This is a genomic window from Aeromicrobium sp., from assembly GCF_036675695.1.
GTDB lineage: Bacteria > Actinomycetota > Actinomycetes > Propionibacteriales > Nocardioidaceae > Aeromicrobium.
Genome location: NZ_JAKFEL010000041.1, coordinates 1 through 2,045, shown reverse-complemented (window position 1 = coordinate 2,045; position 2,045 = coordinate 1). Strand labels below are relative to the sequence as shown.

3 protein-coding genes are annotated in these 2,045 nt (G+C 67.5%); all 3 read left to right on the top strand.

What is annotated here, in order from left to right; translation table 11 throughout:
• Nucleotides 1-120: 120 nt before the first annotated feature.
• A complete protein-coding gene (gene rpsJ, locus V6M39_RS02150) occupies nt 121-429 on the top strand; it encodes a 30S ribosomal protein S10 (protein WP_008360994.1) in 309 nt (102 codons plus the stop codon).
• 9 nt (nt 430-438) lie between these two features.
• A complete protein-coding gene (rplC, locus tag V6M39_RS02145) occupies nt 439-1,101 on the top strand; it encodes a 50S ribosomal protein L3 (protein WP_332642011.1) in 663 nt (220 codons plus the stop codon).
• A 2-nt stretch (nt 1,102-1,103) separates the two neighbouring features.
• A partial coding sequence (gene rplD, locus V6M39_RS02140) for a 50S ribosomal protein L4, sunset domain variant (RefSeq protein WP_332642010.1) occupies nt 1,104-2,045 on the top strand: 942 nt, incomplete at its 3' end.

Here is a 2,045-nt window from a genome sequence, read left to right as displayed (position 1 = left end):
CAGCGCGACACGCCCGACCGCGGGGGTCGGAGGGTGGAGGAGAGACAGGCGGCGCCGCCCACCCGGGCAGGAAAGCCGAAAAGACCAGGCGTACGAGATCGAAGAGGACGAGAGAGACCTATGGCGGGACAGAAGATCCGCATCAGGCTCAAGGCCTATGACCACGAGGTGATCGACACCTCGGCGCGGAAGATCGTGGACACCGTCACCCGTACGGGTGCGAAGGTCGCCGGCCCTGTGCCGCTGCCGACCGAGAAGAACGTGTACTGCGTCATCCGATCGCCCCACAAGTACAAGGACTCCCGCGAGCACTTCGAGATGCGCACCCACAAGCGCCTGATCGACATCATCGACCCGACGCCGAAGACCGTCGACTCGCTGATGCGCCTCGATCTGCCTGCCGGTGTCGACATCGAGATCAAGCTCTGAGGCGCAGACATGGCTAAGACTTTCGAACGCAATGTGAAGGGCCTGCTGGGCACCAAGCTCGGCATGACCCAGTTCTGGGACGAGAACAACCGTGTCGTCCCCGTGACCGTCATCTCGGCGACCACCAACGTGGTGACCCAGATCCGCCAGCCCGAGACCGATGGCTACAACGCCATCCAGGTCGGGTTCGGCGAGATCGAGGCCCGCAAGGTGAACTCCCCCGAGGCCGGACACTTCGCCAAGGCCGGGGTCACCCCCCGCCGCCACGTGGCCGAGATCCGCACCGCTGACGCTGCCGCCTACACCGTGGGCCAGGAGCTCGGTGTCGACACCTTCGCCGCCGGCGAGGAGATCGACGTCACCGGCACCAGCAAGGGCAAGGGTTTCGCCGGTGTCATGAAGCGTCACGGCTTCCACGGTGTCGGCGCCTCCCACGGTGCCCACCGCAACCACCGCAAGCCGGGTTCCATCGGTGCCTGCGCCACGCCGGGTCGTGTCTTCAAGGGCACGCGCATGGCCGGCCGTATGGGTAGCGACACGGTCACCACGCAGAACGTCACGGTTCACGCCGTCGACGCCGAGAAGGGCCTGATCCTGATCAAGGGTGCCGTTCCCGGTCCCCGTGGCGGTCTCGTCGTCCTGCGCACGGCCGCTAAGAAGACGGAGGTCTGAGCATGGCTACCAAGACTGTCAAGGTTGATCTCCCCCAGGCGATCTTCGACGTCGAGGTCAACATCCCGTTGATCCACCAGGTCGTCGTCGCGCAGCAGGCTGCTGCTCGTCAGGGCACGCACTCCACCAAGCGTCGCGGCGAGGTCCGCGGTGGTGGACGCAAGCCCTACAAGCAGAAGGGCACCGGCCGCGCCCGTCAGGGCTCGACCCGCGCTCCGCAGTTCGCCGGCGGTGGCATCGTCCACGGCCCCAAGCCGCGTGACTACGACCAGCGGACCCCCAAGAAGATGAAGGCTGCCGCCCTGCGCGGTGCCCTCTCCGACCGGGCCCGCAACGACCGCATCCACGTCGTCGACGGTCTCGTGAGCGGCGACAAGCCGTCCACCAAGGCCGCCCTGGCCTCGCTGCTGACCCTGAGCGACCGCGTGCGGTTCCTCGTCGTGCTCGAGCGCTCCGACGCCGTCACCTGGCTCTCGCTGCGCAACGCGCCGCAGGTCCACATCGTCGCCGTTGACCAGCTCAACACCTACGACGTGCTGGCCTCCGACGACGTGGTCTTCACCCAGGGTGCCTACGACGTCTTCGTCGGTGGCGCCTCGGCTGCCAAGGCCGAGACCAAGGTTGAGGCCAAGGCCGAGACCAAGGCCGAGACCAAGGTTGCGAAGAAGGCCGCTCCGAAGGCCGAGAAGGCTGCTGAGCCCGAGGTTGCCGCGTTCGCCGCGGTCGCCGACGACGCTGCTGCCGACGAGGCCCCGGCGCTGCCCAAGGGCGCCAAGGCCCCCCTCAAGAGCGGCAACGCTCCCAAGGGCTACGACATCAAGGGCAACGCCGACTCGGGTCTCTACCACGAGCCCGACGGCCAGTGGTACGACGCCACGGTGGCCGAGTTCTGGTTCAAGAGTGCCGAGGACGCCGAGGCCGCTGGCTTCAAGCGCGCCGGCGGC